General features: G+C 55.1%; 4 protein-coding genes and 2 pseudogenes. 4 read left to right on the top strand and 2 right to left on the bottom strand.

Features of this window, described 5'->3' with window-relative positions; all coding sequences use genetic code 11:
• The first annotated feature begins 1,699 nt into the window (after positions 1 to 1,699).
• From LT85_RS26800 to LT85_RS27625, 4 genes and pseudogenes are all read left to right on the top strand, one after another.
• Positions 1,700 to 10,489, top strand: a complete 8,790-nt coding sequence (locus LT85_RS26800; protein WP_437177302.1) for an ESPR-type extended signal peptide-containing protein — start codon at positions 1,700 to 1,702, stop codon at positions 10,487 to 10,489.
• Between the two features lie 449 nt (positions 10,490 to 10,938).
• Positions 10,939 to 11,118 carry a hypothetical protein gene (locus LT85_RS26795; protein ID WP_156117608.1) on the top strand — a complete coding sequence of 60 codons (180 nt, stop codon included), beginning with the start codon at positions 10,939 to 10,941 and terminating at the stop codon, positions 11,116 to 11,118.
• Positions 11,119 to 11,196: 78 nt separating this feature from the next.
• A pseudogene (locus LT85_RS27710) lies at positions 11,197 to 11,319 on the top strand (ESPR domain-containing protein); the annotation flags it as partial.
• A gap of 270 nt (positions 11,320 to 11,589) precedes the next feature.
• Positions 11,590 to 18,790: pseudogene (locus tag LT85_RS27625) on the top strand (ESPR-type extended signal peptide-containing protein); the annotation flags it as partial.
• Here LT85_RS27625 and LT85_RS27705 read toward each other — a convergent pair.
• A complete protein-coding gene (locus LT85_RS27705) occupies positions 18,760 to 19,053 on the bottom strand; it encodes a hypothetical protein (protein ID WP_437177276.1) in 294 nt (97 codons plus the stop codon). The pseudogene LT85_RS27625 and the gene LT85_RS27705 overlap by 31 nt on opposite strands.
• A 13-nt stretch (positions 19,054 to 19,066) precedes the next feature.
• Positions 19,067 to 19,873: a MetQ/NlpA family ABC transporter substrate-binding protein gene (locus LT85_RS21110; RefSeq protein WP_038497081.1), complete on the bottom strand. Its 807-nt coding sequence runs from the start codon at positions 19,871 to 19,873 to the stop codon at positions 19,067 to 19,069.
• Positions 19,874 to 19,879: the final 6 nt, after the last annotated feature.

The following is a 19,879-nucleotide window of genomic DNA, read 5'->3' as shown; positions in this document are numbered from 1 at the left end:
CACGACTAATAGCAATGTGACTTCCTTGTCGACCTCGGCTTCGACCGGCATCACATCGCTGTCGACTGGTCTGAGCACGACTAATAGCAATGTGACTTCCTTGTCGACTTCGGCATCGACCGGTATTACCTCGTTGTCGACTGGCTTGAGCGCAACAAATAGTAATGTGGCGTCATTGTCGACCTCGGCCTCGACCGGTATCACTTCGTTGTCGACCGGCCTGAGCACCACGAACAGCAATGTGACTTCGCTGTCGACCTCGACATCGACTGGCATCAGCACGAACGCCAGCAACATTGGCTCGTTGTCCACTGGCTTGAGCACGGCCAACAGCAACGTGACGTCCTTGTCGACGTCGGCCTCGACCGGCATCACCTCGCTGTCGACCGGCTTGAGTACGACCAACAGCAACGTGACGTCGTTGTCGACATCAGCCTCGACCGGCATCACCTCGCTGTCGACCGGCTTGAGTACGACCAACAGCAACGTGACGTCGTTGTCGACATCAGCCTCGACCGGCATCACTTCGTTGTCGACTGGCCTGAGCACCACGAACAGCAACGTGACCTCGCTGTCGACTTCGACATCAACAGGGATTAGCACCAACGCCAGCAGAATCGGTTCGCTGTCGACATCAGCGTCGACCGGCATCACTTCGCTATCGACTGGATTGAGTACGACCAATAGCAACATGACTTCGTTATCGACCTCGGCCTCGACTGGTATCACTTCGTTGTCGACCGGCCTGAGCACGACCAATAGCAATGTGACGTCGTTGTCGACTTCTGCCTCGACCGGTATTACTTCGCTGTCGACTGGTTTAAGCGCAACAAATAGTAATGTGGCGTCATTGTCGACCTCGATCTCGACTGGCATCAGCACCAACGCCAGCAATATCGGTTCGTTGTCCACTGGCTTGAGCACGACCAACAGCAATGTGACTTCCTTGTCGACCTCGACTTCGACTGGTATCACCTCGTTGTCGACTGGTTTGAGCGCCACCAATAGCAATGTGACGTCGCTGTCGACGTCGACTTCGACCGGTATCACCTCGCTGTCGACTGGCGTGAGCACGATTAATAGCAATGTGACTTCGTTGTCTACATCGGCGTCGACCGGCATCACTTCACTGTCGACTGGCTTGAGCATCACCAACAGCAACGTGACGTCGCTGTCGACATCGGCTTCGACTAGTATCACTTCGTTGTCAACGGGCCTGAGCACGACCAACAGCAATGTGACTTCGCTGTCGACTGGCCTGAGCACGACCAATAGCAACGTGACGTCGTTGTCGACTTCTGCATCGACGGGAATCACTTCGTTGTCAACAGGGTTGAGCTCGGTCAATAGTAATGTGACTTCGCTATCGACTGGCCTGAGCACGACCAATAGCAATGTGACGTCGCTGTCGACTTCAGCCTCGACAGGGATCAGTACCAACGCCAGCAACATCGGTTCGTTGTCCACTGGCTTGAGCACGACCAACAGCAATGTGACATCGTTGTCGACTTCAGCATCGACAGGGATCAGCACCAACGCCAGCAACATTGGTTCGTTGTCGACTGGCTTGAGCACGACCAACAGCAATGTGACCTCGCTGTCGACTTCGGCATCGACCGGCATCAGCACCAACGCCAGCAATATTGGTTCGTTGTCGACTGGCCTGAGCACGACAAACAGCAACGTGACTTCGTTGTCGATGTCGACCTCGACGGGCATCAGCACGAACGCCAGCAACATCGGTTCGTTGTCCACTGGCTTGAGCACGACCAACAGCAATGTGACCTCGCTGTCGACGTCAACATCGACCGGCATCAGTACCAACGCCAGCAACATCGGTTCGTTGTCGACCGGCCTGAGCACCACCAACAGCAATGTGACTTCGCTGTCGACTTCGACCTCGACCGGCATCAGTACCAACGCCAGCAACATCGGTTCGTTGTCGACTGGCCTGAGCACGACAAACAGCAACGTGACTTCGTTGTCGACGTCGACCTCGACGGGCATCAGCACGAACGCCAGCAACATCGGTTCGTTGTCCACTGGCTTGAGCACGACCAACAGCAATGTGACCTCGCTGTCGACGTCAACATCGACCGGTATCAGCACGAACGCCAGCAATATTGGTTCGTTGTCCACTGGCTTGAGCACCACCAACAGCAACGTGACTTCGCTGTCGACTTCAACCTCGATCGGCATCAACACCAACGCCAGCAACATCGGTTCGCTGTCCACCGGCTTGAGCACGACCAATAGCAATGTCACTTCCTTGTCGACTTCGGCATCGACCGGTATCACATCACTGTCGACTGGTTTGAGCACGACCAATAGCAACGTGACTTCCTTGTCGACTTCGGCGTCGACCGGTATCACCTCGCTGTCGACTGGCCTGAGCACGACCAATAGCAATGTGACGTCGCTGTCGACTTCAGCCTCGACAGGGATCAGTACCAACGCCAGCAACATTGGTTCGTTGTCCACTGGCTTGAGCACCACCAATAGCAACGTGGCTTCGTTGTCGACGTCGACATCAACCGGCATCAGCACAAACGCCAGCAACATTGGCTCGCTGTCCACTGGCCTGAGCACCACCAACAGCAACGTCACGTCGTTGTCGACTTCGACATCAACAGGGATCAGCGCCAACGCCAGCAATATTGGCTCGCTGTCGACTGGTTTGAACACGACCAATAGCAACGTGACATCGTTGTCGACTTCGGCATCGACCGGCATCAGCACCAACGTCAGCAATATCGGTTCCTTGTCCACCGGCTTGAGCACGACCAACAGCAACGTGACCTCGCTGTCGACATCGACCTCGACTGGTATCACCTCGTTGTCGACTGGTTTGAGCGCCACCAATAGCAATGTGACGTCGCTGTCGACGTCGACTTCTACCGGTATCACCTCGCTGTCGACTGGCGTGAGCACGACTAATAGCAATGTGACTTCGTTGTCGACCTCGGCCTCGACCGGCATCACTTCGCTGTCGACCGGCTTGAGCACGACCAATAGCAACGTGACGTCGCTCTCGACTTCAACTTCGACCGGGGTCACCTCGTTGTCTACTGGCCTGAGTACGACCAACAGCAATGTGACTTCCTTGTCGACATCAGCTTCGACAGGCATCACTTCGCTGTCGACTGGCCTGAGCACGACTAATAGCAATGTGACTTCGTTGTCGACGTCAGCTTCGACCGGCATCACTTCGCTGTCGACTGGTTTAAGCACAACGAACAGCAACGTGACGTCGCTCTCGACTTCAACTTCGACAGGGATCAGCACCAACGCCAGCAATATTGGCTCGCTGTCGACTGGTTTGAGCACGACCAACAGCAATGTGACTTCATTGTCGACGTCGACCTCGACCGAAATCAGCACCAACGCCAGCAATATTGGTTCGTTGTCGACTGGCTTGAGCACGACCAATAGCAACGTGACCTCGTTGTCGACATCGACATCGACAGGGATCAGCGCCAACGCCAGCAATATCGGTTCCTTGTCCACTGGCCTGAGCACCACCAATAGCAATGTGGCCTCGCTGTCGACATCGACCTCAACGGGCATCAGCACCAACGCCAGCAATATCGGTTCGTTGTCGACCGGCTTGAGTACGACCAACAGCAATGTGACGTCGTTGTCGACATCTGCCTCGACAGGCATCACTTCGCTGTCGACGGGCTTGAGCACGACCAATAGCAACGTGACCTCGTTGTCGACCGGTATTACCTCGTTGTCGACCTCGACCTCGACAGGGATCAGCATCAACGCCAGCAATATTGGCTCGTTGTCGACGGGTCTGAGCACGACCAATAGCAATGTGGCTTCGTTGTCGACTTCAACTTCAACGGGCATCAGCACCAATGCCAGCGACATTGGTTCGTTGTCGACCGGCCTGAGCACGACCAATAGCAATGTCACTTCCTTGTCGACTTCGGCATCGACCGGTATCACATCACTGTCGACTGGCCTGAGCACGACTAATAGCAATGTGACTTCGTTGTCGACGTCAGCTTCGACGGGCATCACTTCCTTGTCGACTGGCTTGAGTACCACCAATAGCAATGTGACCTCGTTGTCGACCTCGACCTCGACCGGTATCAGCACCAACGCCAGCAACATCGGTTCGCTGTCGACTGGCTTGAGCACCACCAATAGCAACGTGACATCGCTGTCGACCTCAACATCGACAGGGATCAGCACCAATGCCAGCAATATCGGCTCGTTGTCAACTGGCTTGAGCACGACCAACAGCAATGTGACATCGTTGTCGACCTCGACATCGACTGGTATCAGCACCAACGCCAGCAACATTGGTTCGCTGTCGACTGGTTTGAGCACCACCAATAGCAATGTGACCTCGTTGTCGACTTCAGCATCGACAGGGATCAGCACCAACGCCAGCAACATTGGTTCGTTGTCGACTGGTCTGAGCACGACCAATAGCAACGTGACCTCGCTGTCGACTTCGACATCAACAGGGATCAGCACCAACGCCAGCAACATTGGTTCGCTGTCCACAGGCCTGAGCACGACCAATAGCAATGTGACCTCGCTGTCGACTTCGACCTCGACCGGCATCAGCACCAACGCCAGCAACATTGGTTCGCTGTCGACGGGTCTGAGCACCATCAACAGCAATGTGACATCGTTGTCGACTTCGACCTCGACGGGGATCAGCACCAACGCCAGCAATATTGGTTCGTTGTCGACTGGTTTGAGCACAACCAACAGCAACGTGACCTCGCTGTCGACTTCGACGTCGACCGGGATCAGCACCAACGCCAGCAACATCGGTTCCTTGTCCACCGGCTTGAGCACGACCAACAGCAATGTGACCTCGCTGTCGACATCGACCTCGACTGGTATCACCTCGTTGTCGACTGGTTTGAGCGCCACCAATAGCAATGTGACGTCGCTGTCGACGTCGACTTCGACCGGTATCACCTCGCTGTCGACTGGCGTGAGCACGACTAATAGCAATGTGACTTCGTTGTCGATATCGGCTTCGACCGGCATCGCTTCGTTGTCGACTGGCCTGAGCACGACTAATAGCAATGTGACTTCGTTGTCGACGTCAGCTTCGACCGGCATCACTTCGCTGTCGACTGGTTTGAGCGCGACCAATAGCAACGTGACCTCGCTGTCGACGTCCGCCTCGACAGGGATCAGCACCAACGCCAGCAATATCGGCTCGCTGTCCACTGGCTTGAGCACGACCAATAGCAATGTCACTTCCTTGTCGACTTCGGCATCGACCGGTATCACATCACTGTCGACTGGTTTGAGCACGACCAATAGTAATGTGACTTCGTTGTCGACTTCTGCTTCGACGGGCATCACTTCCTTGTCGACTGGCTTGAGTACCACCAATAGCAATGTGACCTCGTTGTCGACTTCGACATCGACAGGGATCAGCACCAACGCCAGCAACATCGGTTCGCTGTCGACTGGCTTGAGTACCACCAATAGCAATGTGACCTCGTTGTCGACTTCGACATCGACAGGGATCAGCACCAACGCCAGCAACATCGGTTCGCTGTCGACTGGCTTGAGCACCACCTATAGCAATGTGTCGTCGTTGTCGACTTCGACCTCGACAGGCATCAGCACCAACGCCAGCAACATCGGTTCATTGTCCACCGGCCTGAGCACGACCAACAGCAATGTGACCTCGCTGTCGACATCGACGTCGACCGGGATCAGCACCAACGCCAGCAACATCGGTTCCTTGTCGACCGGCCTGAGCACGACCAACAGCAACGTGACCTCGCTGTCGACTTCGACCTCGACTGGTATCAGCACCAACGCCAGCAACATCGGTTCCTTGTCGACCGGCCTGAGCACGACCAACAGCAACGTGACCTCGCTGTCGACTTCGACCTCGACTGGTATCAGCACCAACGCCAGCAACATCGGTTCGTTGTCGACTGGCTTGAGCACCACCAATAGCAATGTAACATCGTTGTCGGCTTCAGCATCGACAGGGGTCAGCACCAACGCCAGCAACATCGGTTCGTTGTCGACTGGCTTGAGCACCACCAATAGCAATGTAACATCGTTGTCGACTTCAGCATCGACAGGGATCAGCACCAACGCCAGCAACATCGGTTCGTTGTCGACTGGTTTGAGCACAACCAACAGCAACGTGACCTCGCTGTCGACTTCGACGTCGACCGGGATCAGCACCAACGCCAGCAACATCGGTTCGTTGTCGACCGGCCTGAGCACGACCAATAGCAATGTCACTTCCTTGTCGACTTCGGCATCGACCGGTATCACATCACTGTCGACTGGTTTGAGCACGACCAACAGCAATGTGACCTCGCTGTCGACATCGACCTCGACTGGTATCACCTCGTTGTCGACTGGTTTGAGCGCCACCAATAGCAATGTGACGTCGCTGTCGACGTCGACTTCTACCGGTATCACCTCGCTGTCGACTGGCGTGAGTACGACTAATAGCAATGTGACTTCATTGTCGACGTCGACCTCGACCGGAATCAGCACCAACGCCAGCAACATTGGTTCGTTGTCGACTGGCTTGAGCACGACCAATAGCAACGTGACCTCGCTGTCGACATCAACATCGACTGGCATCAGCACAAACGCCAGCATCATCGGTTCGCTGTCCACTGGCTTGAGCACCACCAATAGCAATGTGACTTCGCTGTCGACTTCGACATCAACAGGGATCAGCACCAACGCCAGCAATATCGGTTCCTTGTCCACTGGCTTGAGCACCACCAATAGCAATGTGGCCTCGTTGTCGACATCGACCTCAACGGGCATCAGCACCAACGCCAGCAATATCGGTTCGTTGTCGACGGGTCTGAGCACGACCAATAGCAATGTGACTTCATTGTCGACGTCGACCTCGACCGGAATCAGCACCAACGCCAGCAATATTGGTTCGTTGTCGACGGGCTTGAGCACGACCAATAGCAACGTGACCTCGTTGTCGACCGGTATTACCTCGTTGTCGACCTCGACCTCGACAGGGATCAGCATCAACGCCAGCAATATTGGCTCGTTGTCGACGGGTCTGAGCACGACCAATAGCAATGTGGCTTCGTTGTCGACTTCAACTTCAACGGGCATCGGCACCAATGCCAGCAACATCGGTTCGTTGTCGACCGGCCTGAGCACGACCAATAGCAATGTCACTTCCTTGTCGACTTCGGCATCGACCGGTATCACATCACTGTCGACTGGCCTGAGCACGACTAATAGCAATGTGACTTCGTTGTCGACGTCAGCTTCGACGGGCATCACTTCCTTGTCGACTGGCTTGAGTACCACCAATAGCAATGTGACCTCGTTGTCGACCTCGACCTCGACCGGTATCAGCACCAACGCCAGCAACATCGGTTCGCTGTCGACTGGCTTGAGCACCACCAATAGCAACGTGACATCGCTGTCGACCTCAACATCGACAGGGATCAGCACCAATGCCAGCAATATCGGCTCGTTGTCAACTGGCTTGAGCACGACCAACAGCAGCGTAACGTCGTTGTCGACTTCAGCCTCGACAGGGATCAGCACCAACGCCAGCAATATCGGTTCGTTGTCGACTGGTTTGAGCACCACCAATAGCAATGTGACGTCGTTGTCGACTTCTGCCTCGACCGGTATTACTTCGCTGTCGACTGGCTTAAGCGCAACAAATAGTAATGTGGCGTCATTGTCGACCTCGATCTCGACTGGTATTACCTCGCTGTCGACTGGCCTGAGCACCACCAACAGTAACGTGACATCGCTGTCGACATCGACTTCGACCGGCATCAGCACTAACGCCAGCAACATTGGTTCGTTGTCGACTGGCCTGAGCACCACCAACAGCAACGTCACGTCGTTGTCGACTTCGGCGTCGACAGGGATCAGCACGAATGCCAGTAACATTGGTTCGCTGTCGACTGGTTTGAGCACCACCAATAGCAATGTGACATCGTTGTCGACTTCAGCATCGACAGGGATCAGCACGAACGCCAGCAACATCGGTTCGTTGTCGACTGGTCTGAGCACGACCAATAGCAACGTGACCTCGCTGTCGACGTCCGCCTCGACAGGGATCAGCACCAACGCTAGCAATATCGGCTCGCTGTCCACTGGCTTGAGCACGACCAATAGCAATGTCACTTCCTTGTCGACTTCGGCATCGACCGGTATCACATCACTGTCGACTGGTTTGAGCACGACCAATAGCAACGTGACTTCCTTGTCGACTGGCCTGAGCACGACCAATAGTAATGTGACTTCGTTGTCGACTTCTGCTTCGACGGGCATCACTTCCTTGTCGACTGGCTTGAGTACCACCAATAGCAATGTGACCTCGTTGTCGACTTCGACATCGACAGGGATCAGCACCAACGCCAGCAACATCGGTTCGCTGTCGACTGGCTTGAGTACCACCAATAGCAACGTGACCTCGCTGTCGACGTCAACTTCCACAGGGATCAGCACCAGCGCCAGCAACATCGGTTCGTTGTCGACCGGCCTGAGCACCACCAACAGTAACGTGACATCGCTGTCGACATCGACTTCGACCGGCATCAGCACCAACGCCAGCAATATCGGTTCGCTGTCGACCGGATTGAGCACGACCAACAGCAACGTGACCTCGCTGTCGACGTCGACTTCGACCGGCATCAGCACCAACGCCAGCAATATCGGTTCGCTGTCGACTGGTTTGAGCACCACCAATAGCAACGTGACGTCGCTGTCGACTTCGACATCAACAGGGATCAGCACTAACGCCAGCAATATTGGTTCGTTGTCGACTGGTTTGAGCACGACCAACAGCAACGTGACTTCGCTGTCGACTTCGACCTCAACCGGGATCAGCACTAACGCCAGCAATATCGGTTCGTTATCGACCGGGCTGAGCACGACCAATAGCAACGTGACTTCGCTGTCGACTTCGACCTCGACCGGCATCAGCACCAATGCCAGCAATATCGGTTCGCTGTCGACGGGGCTGAGCACCACCAACAGTACAGTGACCTCGCTGTCGACTGGCTTGAGTACCACGAACAGCAATATCGGTTCGTTATCAACCGGCGTAAGCACCACCAACAGCAATGTGACTTCGCTGTCGACGGGCGTCGTTTCGCTGTCCACTGGGTTGAGCACAACGAACAGCAACGTGGCAATGTTGTCAACGGGAGTTGCGAATTCAGTTCAGTACGATAATCCTGCTCACACGAGTGTTACGTTAGGAGGCGCTGGCGCTACTGCACCAGTCATTCTTACTAACGTTGCAGCGGGTAAGCAGACAACGGATGCGGTTAACTTCGGCCAGTTGTCGTCTTTGTCGTCGTCGGTATCAAGTGGATTGAGCACGGTGAAGAGTGGCATCAATTCGTTGTCGACTGGTCTGAGCAACACCAATAGCAACGTCAACTCCTTGTCGACTTCAACCTCGACCGGCTTGCCCACCAACACCAGCAGTATCAATTCGCTGTCGACGGGGCTGTCGAGCAACACGTCGAACGTCAATTCTTTGTCGACGGGCTTGTCGATCACCAACGGTAATGTCACGTCTCTGTCTTCATCGACCTCGAGCGGCATTTCCTCTTTGTCGACCGGCTTGAGCCAGGTGACTTCGCTCTCGAGCGGATTGAGCAATATCACGAACGGCGCAACGTCCTTGTCGACGACGCTTACTTCGCTGGTGGATGCTTCCAAGAACGCGACGGCGACAGGGGGAACGCTGGGCGGCACGACCATTGGCGGCGCCAACAGCAACGGCTCGGTTCAGACACGCGGCACTTCCGGCACGGCAATCAACAACGTGACGGCAGCGACCTGCAGCAGCGTGAGTGGCGTGGACGCTACCGGTACCGGCCTGTGCGCGCAGGCGACCAAGGATGGCGCGACGGCAATAGGTTCGAACGCACAGGCCACCGACACCAATACGACCGCTGTAGGTTTCCGGGCTCTGGCGTCGCAAGCCGGTTCGGTCGCGATTGGCTATAACGCCAGGGCGACTGGCGATCCTACCGTGGCGATTGGTAATAACGCCCTGGCTTCGGGTAACGATGCCGTGGCGATGGGAGCCGGTGCGCAAGCGACGGCGAACAATTCGGTTGCATTGGGCGCCTACTCGGTGGCCGACCAGGCAAATACAGTATCGGTCGGCTCAGCCGGCAGCGAGCGTCGTATCACCAATGTTGCGCCAGGTATCAACCCGACAGATGCCGTGAATGTGTCCCAGCTGAATAACGTACAGAACCAGATCGGGAATGTGCAACGGATTGCTTACTCGGGCATCGCCATGAGCATGGCGATGTCGGGCGCGGTGACTTCTGCGCTGGAGCCAGGTGAAGGCCGGGTTGGCGTGGGCATTGGTTCTTACCAAGGTTATGGCGCGTTAGCGTTGCAGTTCCGCGCGAAAAACCGCAGCGGCAACAATACCTGGGGTGTTGGCGTCAGTACGACCGGCAGCGCCTGGGGCGTATCTGCCGGGGTCGATTTCAAGCTCTGGTAATTTCATTGAGCAGCAATTGATTGCAAGCCGTATGGGATAAGCAGTACGGAAACCTAAAACAAAACCCAGCGATGACTTGTTCATTGCTGGGTTTTTATAGCTCGAACGTAATAATTATTTCTACGCGGTTATTTGGCATTTTCTTTTTGGGGAATTTGAGGCCGAAATATTAGTTGCTGCGTAGCAGTTTTAGTGGTGTTGATGAGACAGATAATTGGCCTGCGGAAATCAAAGTGTTAATAAATGTTACGTAATGTCAAAGATTGTTAAGTTGTGAAAATTAAAACAAGAGGCGGTGATAAATTTCGGCTGTCTCATGAATTATCAGAGCTCTTCAATGTAAAGCGGCAGTAGGGAAGAAATAGACCCGTTTAATTGATTCCGTCACCTTTGATGCGATTAAAGAGTTCTTTGCGGTTGGAGCAACGCTTAATTTTCCAGGGGGGAATATGAACAAATTGCATCAAGTGACAAGCATTGAGCCATCGCTGGCTTGTAGTGTGATTTTTAACATTGCAAAACAAAAATTGACGCGGCTTTCCAGCCTTGTTTTTTTTGTAGGCATCGCATTTTCCCTTGGAACCGCGCAGCGTTTGCTCTCCGCAAGTCGCTTTTTATTTTCCGCCTAGTCTTTTCCGTTAGCAGTTTCCGCGCGATCCATCGGATCCCTTATTGCAAGCCGCATTTACTTTTGTATAAAGCCAACCATGAATAAAATTTACCGCACCGTCTATAACGAAACACTCGGTACCTGGATCGCTGTGTCCGAAAATGCAAAAGCGCGTGGCAAACGCAGCAGCACAAAGACGGCTGCGGTTGCGGCTGCATCGATAGCGCTTGCTGAGTTTTTGCTGCCCGGCGCAGCCTATGCCGGGGGCGGCATATACGTGAATGACAACAACGACACCTCCTGTAGCCAGGTTGCGGACGGTGGAACTGTTCAGGTTGCCCTCAATGCGGGTTGCAGCATTAGCAATGCCACAACCCAGACCAACCGGGTCCTTTTCTACACGCCGGGCGTGGGGACTAGTGCTACTGACCCCACGAGCATTTCCATTGGTGGGCAAATCAATGTAAACAGTACAGGCTCGGTCATCAATGGTTTAAGCCTGAATGGTCAGAGATTAACTAGTGTAGCTGCCGGTATAGCGAATACCGATGCTGTGAATGTCAGCCAGCTGACTTCGTTGTCGACCTCTGCCTCGACTGGGATCACTTCATTGTCGACTGGTCTGAGCACGACGAACAGCAATGTGACTTCGTTGTCGACCTCTGCCTCGACTGGGATCACTTCATTGTCGACTGGTCTGAGCACGACGAACAGCAATGTGACTTCGTTGTCGACCTCTGCCTCGACTGGGATCACTTCATTGTCGACTGGTCTGAGCACGACGAACAGCAATGTGACTTCGTTGTCGACCTCGGCATCGACCGGCATTACCTCGTTGTCCACTGGCTTGAGTACCACGAACAGCAATGTGACTTCGTTGTCGACCTCAGCCTCGACCGGTATCACTTCGTTGTCGACCGGCCTGAGCACGACCAACAGCAATGTGACTTCCTTGTCGACATCTGCCTCGACTGGCATCACCTCGTTGTCCACTGGCTTGAGTACGACCAATAGCAACGTGACTTCCTTGTCGACTTCGGCCTCGACTGGTATCAGCACCAACGCCAGCAAAATCGGTTCGCTGTCGACCTCGGTGTCGACCGGCATCACTTCGTTGTCGACTGGCTTGAGCACGACTAATAGCAATGTGACTTCGCTGTCGACCTCGGCATCGACCGGCATTACCTCGTTGTCCACTGGCTTGAGCACGACTAATAGCAACGTGACTTCGTTGTCGACATCTGCCTCGACCGGGATTACTTCCTTGTCGACCTCGGCTTCGACCGGCATCACTTCGTTGTCGACCGGCCTGAGCACGACCAATAGCAATGTGACGTCCTTGTCGACGTCGACCTCGACCGGCATCACCTCGCTGTCGACTGGTTTGAGCACCACCAATAGCAATGTGACCTCGCTGTCGACCTCTGCGTCGACCGGTATCACTTCGCTATCGACTGGCTTGAGTACGACCAATAGCAACATGACTTCGTTGTCGACCTCGGCCTCGACTGGTATCACTTCGTTGTCGACCGGCCTGAGCACGACCAATAGCAATGTGACGTCGTTGTCGACTTCTGCCTCGACCGGGATTACCTCGTTGTCTACTGGCCTGAGCACGACCAACAGCAATGTGACTTCCTTGTCGACCTCGGCTTCGACTGGTATCACCTCGTTGTCGACTGGCTTGAGTACCACCAATAGCAACGTAACGTCCTTGTCGACCTCAGCTTCGACTGGTATCACTTCGTTGTCAACTGGCCTGAGCACGACCAATAGCAATGTGACTTCTTTGTCGACATCGGCCTCGACTGGCATCACTTCGCTGTCGACGGGCCTGAGCACGACTAATAGCAACGTGACTTCGTTGTCGACATCAGCGTCGACTGGCATCACTTCGCTGTCGACTGGCTTGAGCACGACTAACAGCAATGTGACTTTACTGTCGACGTCGGCTTCGACCGGCATCACTTCGTTGTCGACCGGCCTGAGCACCACCAATAGCAACGTGACGTCTTTGTCGGCCTCTGCTTCGACCGGCATCACCTCGTTGTCGACTGGCCTGAGCACGACTAATAGCAACGTGACTTCGTTGTCGACATCAGCGTCGACTGGCATCACTTCGCTGTCGACTGGCTTGAGCACGACTAACAGCAATGTGACTTTACTGTCGACGTCGGCTTCGACCGGCATCACTTCGTTGTCGACCGGCCTGAGCACCACCAATAGCAACGTGACGTCTTTGTCGGCCTCTGCTTCGACCGGCATCACCTCGTTGTCGACTGGCCTGAGCACGACTAATAGCAACGTCACGTCTTTGTCGACCTCGGCTTCGACCGGTATCACCTCGTTGTCGACTGGCCTGAGCACCACCAATAGCAACGTGACTTCGTTGTCTACCTCGGCCTCGACTGGTATCACTTCGTTGTCAACTGGCCTGAGCACGACCAATAGCAATGTGACGTCCTTGTCGACGTCTGCCTCGACCGGCATCACCTCGTTGTCCACTGGCTTGAGCACCACCAATAGCAACGTGACTTCCTTGTCGACTTCGGCTTCGACTGGCATCACTTCGTTGTCCACTGGCTTGAGCACGACCAATAGCAATGTGACTTCGTTGTCGACATCTGCCTCGACTGGCATTACTTCGCTGTCGACTGGCCTGAGCACCACCAATAGCAATGTGACTTCGTTATCTACCTCGGCCTCGACTGGCATCACTTCGTTGTCCACTGGCTTGAGTACCACCAGTAGCAACGTGACTTCGTTATCTACCTCGACATCGACCGGTATCACTTCACTGTCGACGGGCCTGAGCATCACTAATAGCAATGTGACTTCCTTGTCGACATCGGCTTCAACTGGAATTGCTAATTCAGTTCAATATGATAGTCCTAGTCACACAAGCGTCACGCTGGGCGGTGCAAGTGCTACAGCTCCAGTTACCCTCACTAATGTTGCACCTGGGGCGAACGCAACTGATGCCGTTAATTTCAGCCAACTGTCATCTTTATCGTCGTCTACTTCAAGTAGCTTGAGCACGACCAACAGCAACGTGACTTCATTGTCGACCTCGGCGTCGACCGGTATTACTTCGCTGTCGACTGGCCTGAGCACAACCAATAGCAATGTGACGTCGTTGTCGACTTCGACATCGACTGGCATCAGCACCAACGCCAGCAACATCGGTTCATTGTCGACTGGTTTGAGCACCACCAATAGCAATGTGTCCTCGCTGTCGACGTCCGCCTCAACGGGCATTAGCACCAACGCCAGCAATATCGGTTCGTTGTCGACCGGTCTGAGCGCCACCAACAGCAACGTGACGTCGCTCTCGACTTCAACTTCGACCGGGATTAGCACCAACGCCAGCAACATCGGTTCGTTGTCGACCGGCCTGAGCACCACCAACAGCAACGTAACCTCGCTGTCGACGTCAACTTCCACAGGGATCAGCACCAACGCCAGTAACATCGGTTCGTTGTCGACTGGTTTGAGCACGACCAACAGCAACGTGACGTCGCTGTCGACATCGGCTTCGACCGGCATCAGCACCAACGCCAGCAATATCGGTTCCTTGTCCACCGGTCTGAGCACGACCAACAGCAACGTGACGTCGTTGTCGACCTCGACCTCGACAGGGATCAGCACCAACGCCAGCAATATTGGTTCGTTGTCCACTGGCCTGAGCACGACAAACAGCAACGTGACCTCGCTGTCGACTTCGGCATCGACCGGCATCAGTACTAACGCCAGCAACATCGGTTCGCTGTCGACAGGTCTGAGTACAACGAACAGCAACGTGACCTCGCTGTCGACTTCGACATCGACAGGGATCAGCACCAACGCCAGCAACATTGGTTCGCTGTCGACTGGTTTGAGCACGACCAATAGCAATGTGACGTCGCTGTCGACGTCCGCCTCGACTGGCATCAGCACCAACGCCAGCAATATCGGTTCGCTGTCGACTGGATTGAGCACGACCAACAGCAACGTGACGTCGTTGTCGACATCGACATCGACCGGCATCAGCACCAACGCCAGCAATATCGGTTCGCTGTCGACTGGTTTGAGCACCACCAATAGCAATGTGACTTCGCTGTCGACGTCCGCCTCGACTGGCATCAGCACCAACGCCAGCAATATAGGTTCTTTGTCGACCGGCCTGAGCACCACCAACAGTAACGTGACATCGCTGTCGACATCGACTTCGACCGGCATCAGCACCAACGCCAGCAATATCGGTTCGCTGTCGACCGGATTGAGCACGACCAACAGCAACGTGACGTCGTTGTCGACATCGACATCGACCGGCATCAGCACCAACGCCAGCAATATCGGTTCGCTGTCGACCGGTTTGAGCACCACCAATAGCAACGTAACGTCGCTGTCGACGTCGACATCAACAGGGATCAGCACCAACGCTAGCAATATTGGTTCGCTGTCGACTGGTTTGAGCACCACCAACAGCAATGTGACCTCGCTGTCGACGTCAACCTCGACAGGGATTAGCACCAACGCCAGCAATATCGGTTCGCTGTCGACTGGTTTGAGCACCACCAATAGCAACGTAACGTCGCTGTCGACTTCGACATCAACAGGGATCAGCACCAACGCTAGCAATATTGGTTCGCTGTCGACTGGTTTGAGCACCACCAACAGCAATGTGACCTCGCTGTCGACGTCAACCTCGACAGGGATTAGCACCAACGCCAGCAATATCGGTTCCTTGTCCACCGGTCTGAGCACGACCAACAGCAACGTGACGTCGTTGTCGACCTCGACCTCGACCGGCATCAGCACCAACGCCAGCAACATCGGTTCGTTGTCGACCGGCTTGAGCACGACCAACAGCAATGTGACCTCGCTGTCGACGTCGACTTCGACCGGCATCAGCACCAACGCCAGCAACATTGGTTCGCTGTCCACAGGCTTGAGCACGACCAACAGCAACGTGACGTCGCTGTCGACATCGGCTTCGACCGGCATCAGTACCAACGCCAGCAACATCGGCTCCTTATCGACCGGCTTGAGCACGACCAACAGCAATGTGACCTCGCTGTCGACGTCGACATCGACAGGGATCAGCACCAATGCCAGCAATATCGGCTCGTTGTCAACTGGGTTGAGCACGACCAACAGCAACGTGACGTCGTTGTCGACGTCGACCTCGACAGGGATCAGCACCAACGCCAGCAACATCGGTTCGTTGTCGACTGGCTTGAGCACGACCAACAGCAATGTGTCATCGCTGTCGACTTCAGCCTCGACTGGGATCAGCACCAATGCCAGCAACATCGGTTCGTTGTCGACCGGCTTGAGCACGACCAACAGCAATGTGACGTCGCTGTCGACGTCGACCTCAACCGGCATCAGCACCAACGCCAGCAACATCGGTTCGCTGTCGACAGGTCTGAGTACAACGAACAGCAACGTGACGTCGCTGTCGACGTCGACCTCAACCGGTATCAGCACCAACGCCAGCAACATCGGTTCGCTGTCGACCGGTCTGAGCACCACCAACAGCAACGTAACCTCGCTGTCGACTTCAGCCTCGACTGGGATCAGCACCAACGCCAGCAACATCGGTTCCTTGTCCACCGGTCTGAGCACGACCAACAGCAATGTGACCTCGCTGTCGACGTCAACATCGACAGGTATCAGCACGAACGCCAGCAACATCGGTTCGTTGTCGACTGGTTTGAGCACCACCAACAGCAATGTGACATCGTTGTCGACTTCAGCATCGACAGGGATCAGCACCAACGCCAGCAACATTGGTTCGCTGTCAACCGGCCTGAGCACGACCAACAGCAATGTGACGTCGTTGTCGACGTCGACCTCGACGGGAATCAGCACCAACGCCAGCAATATTGGTTCGCTGTCGACTGGCCTGAGCACCACCAACAGTAACGTGACATCGCTGTCGACGTCGGCATCGACCGGTATCAGCACTAACGCCAGCAACATCGGCTCGCTGTCGACCGGCCTGAGCACGACCAATAGCAATGTGACGTCGTTGTCCACGTCGACCTCGACCGGCATCAGCACCAACGCCAGCAACATCGGTTCGCTGTCGACCGGATTGAGCACCACCAACAGCAATGTGACCTCGTTGTCGACGTCAACATCGACAGGCATCAGCACCAATGCCAGCAACATCGGTTCGTTGTCGACTGGCTTGAGCACCACCAACAGCAATGTGACGTCGTTGTCGACTTCGGCATCAACAGGCATTAGCACCAACGCCAGCAACATTGGCTCCTTGTCGACCGGTCTGAGCACCACCAACAGTACAGTGACCTCGCTGTCGACTGGCTTGAGCGGCATCAACAGCAATGTAACGTCACTGTCGACCGGCATCGTCTCGCTGTCCACGGGGTTGAGCACAACGAACAGCAACGTGACATTGTTGTCGACGTCGACATCAACTGGTATCGCATCCTTGTCAACAGGAGTTGCGAATTCGGTTCAATACGATAATGCTGCTCATTCGAGTGTTACGTTAGGAGGCGCTGGCGCTACTGCACCAGTCATTCTTACCAACGTTGCAGCGGGTACGCGACCAACAGATGCGGTTAACTTCGGCCAGTTGTCGTCTTTGTCGTCGTCGACTTCAAGTGGATTGAGCACGGTGACGAGCGGCATTAATTCATTGTCGACCGGCTTGAGCAGCACCAACAGCAACGTCAACTCCTTGTCGACTTCAACCTCGACCGGCTTGTCCACCAACATCAGCAGTATCAATTCACTGTCGACGGGTCTGTCGAGCAACACGTCGAACGTCAATTCTTTGTCGACGGGCTTGTCGACCACCAACGGTAATGTCACGTCTCTGTCTTCATCGACCTCGAGCGGCATTTCCTCTTTGTCGACAGGCATTTCGTCACTGTCGACCGGCTTGAGCCAGGTCACTTCGCTGTCGAGCGGATTGAGCAATATCACGAACGGCGCAACGTCCTTGTCGACGGCATTGAAGCCATTGGTGGATGCGTCCAATGCCGCCGCCGCGAACGGTGCAACGATTGCCGCGACCACCATTGGTGGGGCGAATAGTGATGGCACAGTACAGACCCGTGGCACTTCCGGTACGGCGATCAACAACGTGACGGCGGCGACTTGCGGCAGCGTGAATGGCGTGGACGCTACCGGTTCCGGCCTGTGTGCGCAGGCGACCAAGGATGGCGCGACGGCAATAGGTTCGAACGCACAGGCCACCGACACCAATACGACCGCTGTAGGTTTCCGGGCTCTGGCGTCGCAAGCCGGTTCGGTCGCGATTGGCTATAACGCCAGGGCGACTGGCGATCCTACCGTGGCGATTGGTAATAACGCCCTGGCTTCGGGTAACGATGCCGTGGCGATGGGAGCCGGTGCGCAAGCGACGGCGAACAATTCGGTTGCATTGGGCGCCTACTCGGTGGCCGACCAGGCAAATACAGTATCGGTCGGCTCAGCCGGCAGCGAGCGTCGTATCACCAATGTTGCGCCAGGTATCAACCCGACAGATGCCGTGAATGTGTCCCAGCTGAATAACGTACAGAACCAGATCGGGAATGTGCAACGGATTGCTTACTCGGGCATCGCCATGAGCATGGCGATGACGGGTGCAGTAATGCCGACTCTGGATGCGGGCGAAAAGGGGGTGGGCGTCGGTATCGGCTCATATCAGGGTTATGGCGCGCTGGCTCTGCAGTTCAAGTCCATCAGCAAAACCGGCATGAGCGCCTGGGGGGCCGGGGTCAGCACTACCGGTCACAATGCCGGTATAAGCCTTGGCTACGGTTTCAAGTGGAAGTAAGCGCTTGGCCTTGGTATTCGGAGTAATGTATTTCGCCGGGTAGCAAATGAAAACGCAATGACTTCGAATGAATGTCATTGCGTTTTTTATTGGCCACGCGATTTTCCTGGGAACAAAAAAAAGCCCGCGCTGTATTAGCAGCGCGGGCTTTTTCATATCCGGTGTCCGATTACCAGGCGGAAATCACCGAGCTCTTGAACTGTGTCATAACGTACTGTTTCACTTCCTGGCTATGGTAAGCCTTCACCAGTTTGGCTACCCAAGGCTTGTCCTTGTCTGCGGCGCGTACTGCGATCACGTTGGCATAAGGCCCTTTTGCAGCTTCGATGGCGATGCCGTCCTTGGTCGGGTCCAGGCCAGCCGATTCTGCGTAGTTGCCGTTGATTGCAGCGGCATCCAGGTCATCTAGCGAGCGCGGCAATTGTGCTGCGTCGATCTCGACAATCTTCAGTTTCTTCGGATTGTCGGCGATATCCAGCGGCGTCGCTTTCAGGCCAGCATCGGCTTTCAGCTTCAGCAAACCTTGCGTCTGCAACAGCAACAGGGCACGGCCGCCGTTGGTCGGATCATTCGGAATGCCGATACGCGCGCCGTTTTTCAGGTCCTTGAGCGATTTGATTTTCTTCGAGTACACGCCCATCGGGAAAGTGATGGTGTAGCCGACATTCACCAGCTTGTATCCGCGATCCTTGATCTGCGCTTCAAGGTAAGGCAGATGCTGATAGCTGTTGGCATCCAGGTCACCTGCGGCCAATGCTGCGTTGGGCTGCACATAGTCGCTGAATTCGACGATCTGGATGTTCAAGCCGTCCTTGGCCGCCACTTTCTTGACGACTTCCATGATCTGCGCGTGCGGGCCGCCGGTAACTCCGATCTTGATCGGCTTGTCTTGCGCCGAGGCCGCAAAAGGAGCCGCGCCGAAACCAGCGATCACGCTCAGTCCGGCAAAAAATTGTATTAATTGACGACGATTCATTTTCTT

The organism is Collimonas arenae (assembly GCF_000786695.1).
GTDB lineage: Bacteria > Pseudomonadota > Gammaproteobacteria > Burkholderiales > Burkholderiaceae_D > Collimonas > Collimonas arenae_A.
Note: the sequence above shows the minus strand (reverse complement) of the source record. Positions and strands in the feature narration are given on the sequence as shown.